The 3307-nt window shown below is 63.0% G+C and carries 3 protein-coding genes and 1 pseudogene; all 4 read right to left on the bottom strand.

What is annotated here, in order from left to right:
* Positions 1–429 (bottom strand): annotated as a pseudogene (locus tag EN990_RS34650) (cytochrome c oxidase subunit II); the annotation flags it as partial.
* The gene (locus tag EN990_RS34645) at positions 426–959 is read right to left on the bottom strand and encodes a c-type cytochrome (RefSeq protein ID WP_013525142.1); all 534 of its coding nucleotides are present in this window, start codon (positions 957–959) and stop codon (positions 426–428) included. The pseudogene EN990_RS34650 and the gene EN990_RS34645, both read right to left, overlap by 4 nt.
* A complete protein-coding gene (locus EN990_RS34640) occupies positions 956–1747 on the bottom strand; it encodes a substrate-binding domain-containing protein (protein ID WP_244514477.1) in 792 nt (263 codons plus the stop codon). The genes EN990_RS34645 and EN990_RS34640 overlap by 4 nt, the downstream gene beginning before the upstream one ends.
* A 58-nt stretch (positions 1748–1805) precedes the next feature.
* Positions 1806–3307, bottom strand: a 1502-nt coding sequence (locus tag EN990_RS34635; protein ID WP_127388563.1) for a PQQ-dependent dehydrogenase, methanol/ethanol family, incomplete at its 5' end; no start/stop codon positions are given.

Raw genomic sequence — 3307 nt, 5'->3', positions numbered from 1 at the left:
GAAAAAAAAAAAAGCATCCTCGTAGCGCACCTCCCACCACCACTGGTGCCCGGTCACCCTGATTGTCAGCGCAGCCTCCGAGCCGATCGCAGCCAGCGTCCTGTTGGCGAAAAAGCTTAGCAGCGTCAGTCCGATCAGGATGATGGTGGTCACTCCGACGGCGGACACGACCACGCGCATCTTGCCGCGTTCGGCCGCTTCGTCGAGTAGGAGGGGTTCATCGCCGGAACGCGATCGCATGACCAGCGGTGCTGCGAGAGCGATCATCACCAGCGCCCAAACAACCGCGCAAAGCGCGGCAAAGAACCAGATGAGCCAGGCCAGCTCGCCGGCTGCGGGGCCCTTCGGGTCAAGCGCCGACTGCCAGCCTGCGCATCCCTGCAGAAACAGGACACAGAAGGCGAAGGCCATCGAGGCCGGGCGCTTCACGGTGATTTGCCCAGTGTCGCGGCATCCGGCAGGCGGTTTTCCGAGGGATGCACCATCATGTCGTCATTGCGTTGCGGCGCGGCGGAAGACGGCGCGTTGCCGCCCAGTGCGCGCACGAAGGCCGCCAGCTCCCATATCTGGTCGTCGGGTATCTTCTGGCCGAAGCTTGGCATCCCGTTGGGCCTGCCGTCGCGGATCGTGGCGTGGATGCTTTCCATCGAGCTGCCGTAGATCCACTTCTCGTCCATGAGCGCCGGACCCATGCCGCCACCGCCATTGGCATGGCAGCCCGAGCAGTTGAACCAGCCGAACAGGCGTTTGCCCTCGCTCATGTGGAAGGCGTTGGCCTCGAAGCTCGCCGCCTTGTTGTCGGTGGGGGAGGGTCGCTGTCCGCCCGGCTCCAACGTGGTCACAGGCGTCGGCTGCTCACCTGAGCCGAGCGCCGATTGCGGTCGCGTGTCGCGCTCCTCGCGCTGGCAGGCGACCAGGGCCAGTGTCAAGGGCAGCAACATCGCCAGAGCGCGCCTCATCGGGCCGGTCTCCCGGCCATGTCCAGACGCGGTACGCCGTATCGCGCCAGAACCGCGTCGATCTCGGCCTTGTGTCGGGCAAGCGCGCTATTCACATCGCCACGCAGCGCATCGTCCTCGCGTCGAACACCCATTGAGATGTCGTACATCAGCGGCAGTTGCGGTCCATCGATGCGAGGCGTGACCGGCGTGATCCGGAGCGGCACCTTTTGCCTCTGCGCGAAATAGCCGGCGAGCGGACCCCAGACCACGGCAAGGTCGATCTCGCCGTTCGCGACAGCTTCGACGATGCGCGCCGGCGGGTTGGGAGCAGAGTAGTCGCCATAGACGGGGTAGCCGATGAGGTGCCCGACAATGCCGCGGCGGCCAAGCGCCTGGACAGGCGGCGAGTTGGCGCCATCGTCGCCGATGAGCTGAACACCGATGCGCAATTCTTGCAACCGCGGGTCGTTGAAGGACGTCACGTCCGGGCCGTCCTGGCGGGTCACGAAGACATAGGACGAACGGTAGTAAGGCGTGGTGGTGCGCAGCATTTCGAGATTGGCAGGCGTGCCGGGCACGAGATCGCAAAGGCCTGCCTTCAGCGTGTTGCGGATGAAGCCACGGCGCTGCGCCCACCAGGTATACGTCAGCTTGGCGCCAAGATCAGTGGCGACAATTTCCGCGATCCTGTTCTCGAACCCTTGACCGGCCGCGTTGGAAAACGGCATGTTGTTCGGGTCGGCGCACACTCTCAATTCACGTGCGTTGGCAACAGCCGGAAAGAGCAACAAGGCGAGCCCGGCCATGCCGATCGCCACCCGTTGGAACGCCTTTCGCGCCGGACGTACGGTCAAGTTCAATCCATCAAGGCAGCCGGAACACATAAAGCGTGCCTCCCGCCGTGGTAGCGTTCTTCAGATCCTTCATCGCGTTGACGAAGCCAAGTGCCGCGGTGGCATCGCGTGGGTCTAAGTCGCCCGAAACGATGGCGCCGGCCCAGCCACCGACGCCTGACAGAATTGCGACATACTGGTGCCCATCGGGGCCGCGATAGGTTATTGGCTGGCCGATGATGCCGGACGACGTCTTGAACTGCCAAAGCAGATCGCCGGTCCTGGCGCTGACCGCCTTGAACCAGCCTTCCATGGTCCCGTAAAAGACGACATCGCCGGCAGTGACGACGGTGCCGCTCCATACCGGAAAGTTCTCCTTCAGGACCCAGGCCGGCTTGGCGGCGGAAACATCCCAGGCGGTAAAAGCACCACGATTGCCGCCCGGCCCGGGGATCATGCGTACGTTCATGCCGACATAGGGCGTGCCTGCGATGTAGTTTACCTCGACGCCTTCTTCATCCATGCAGAGATTGTTGTGGGGGATATAGAGCAGGCCGGTCCTCGGCGAAAACGCCGATGGCTGCCAGTCCTTGAGGCCGGATGCCGTCGGACAAATGTCTCGGACCACCTTGCCGGTGCCGGTTCTCTTGTCAGGGTTTGCAATCAGGCGGCCGGTCTTCAGATCGACGCCTTTGCTGGAATTGACCGGGCCATAGGCTGTGGCCGATAGCACCTCTCCAGTGGTCCGATCGAGGATATAGAGGTAGCCGTTGCGTTCCGGTCGGACAAGGACCTTGCGCGGCTTGCCTTGCCAGGTCATGTCCAGAAGGATCTGCTCGTTGATGCCGTCATAGTCATGGAGGTCATGCGGGCTCCACTGATAGAACCACTTCGCCGCTCCGGTATCGGCGTCACGCGCGAAAATACCGGATGTCCATTTGTTGTCGCCTGGCCGCAAATCCGGATTCCACGGTCCTGGATTGCCCGTGCCGTGGAAGATCAGGTTCAACTCCGGATCGTAGGAGATCCAGCCCCACATATTGCCGCCGCCGATCTTCCAGGCTTCCGGTGGCCATGTCGTCACGCCAAGGTCTGTGCCCCTGTCCATGTCGTAGTGGGGCTTGAAGTCCGGGCCGATCAGCACATCCTTGTCGGGTCCAGTGCCATAAGCCGTCCAGACAACATGCCCGTCTCCGGCATCCAGCGCCTTGACCCAGCCGCGGACGCCCATTTCGCCGCCGGAATTGCCGACCAGAACTTTGCCCTTCACCACCAGCGGCGCCATGGTGATGGTCTCGCCGATGTTGATGTTGCCGATATGAGTGTTCCAGATCGGCTTGCCCGTATTGGCATCGAGCGCGATCGTGTGGCCGTCCAGCGTGTTGAAGAAGATGCGTCCGTTGGCGAAGGCCGCTCCGCGGTTGACGACATCGCAGCAGGCCACTCCTTGTGCCGCCGGCTCGGGGTTGGGCTCGTACTTCCACTTCATCGGCGCGCCCGGCCTGGAAAGGTCGAGCGCGTAGACGATGTTGG

Source organism: Mesorhizobium sp. M7A.F.Ca.US.005.03.1.1, from assembly GCF_003997975.1.
Taxonomy (GTDB): Bacteria; Pseudomonadota; Alphaproteobacteria; order Rhizobiales; family Rhizobiaceae; genus Mesorhizobium; species Mesorhizobium ciceri.
The sequence above is the reverse complement of the archived record's forward strand: the minus strand, read 5'-3'. Positions and strand labels throughout refer to the sequence as shown.

What these genes read in the sequence shown, in the direction of transcription:
- EN990_RS34640 (WP_244514477.1), bottom strand. Translation starts at nt 1,747, where the DNA reads ATGGCCGGGCTCGCCTTGTTGCTCTTTCCGGCTGTTGCCAACGCACGT.
- EN990_RS34645 (WP_013525142.1), bottom strand. Translation starts at nt 959, where the DNA reads ATGAGGCGCGCTCTGGCGATGTTGCTGCCCTTGACACTGGCCCTGGTC.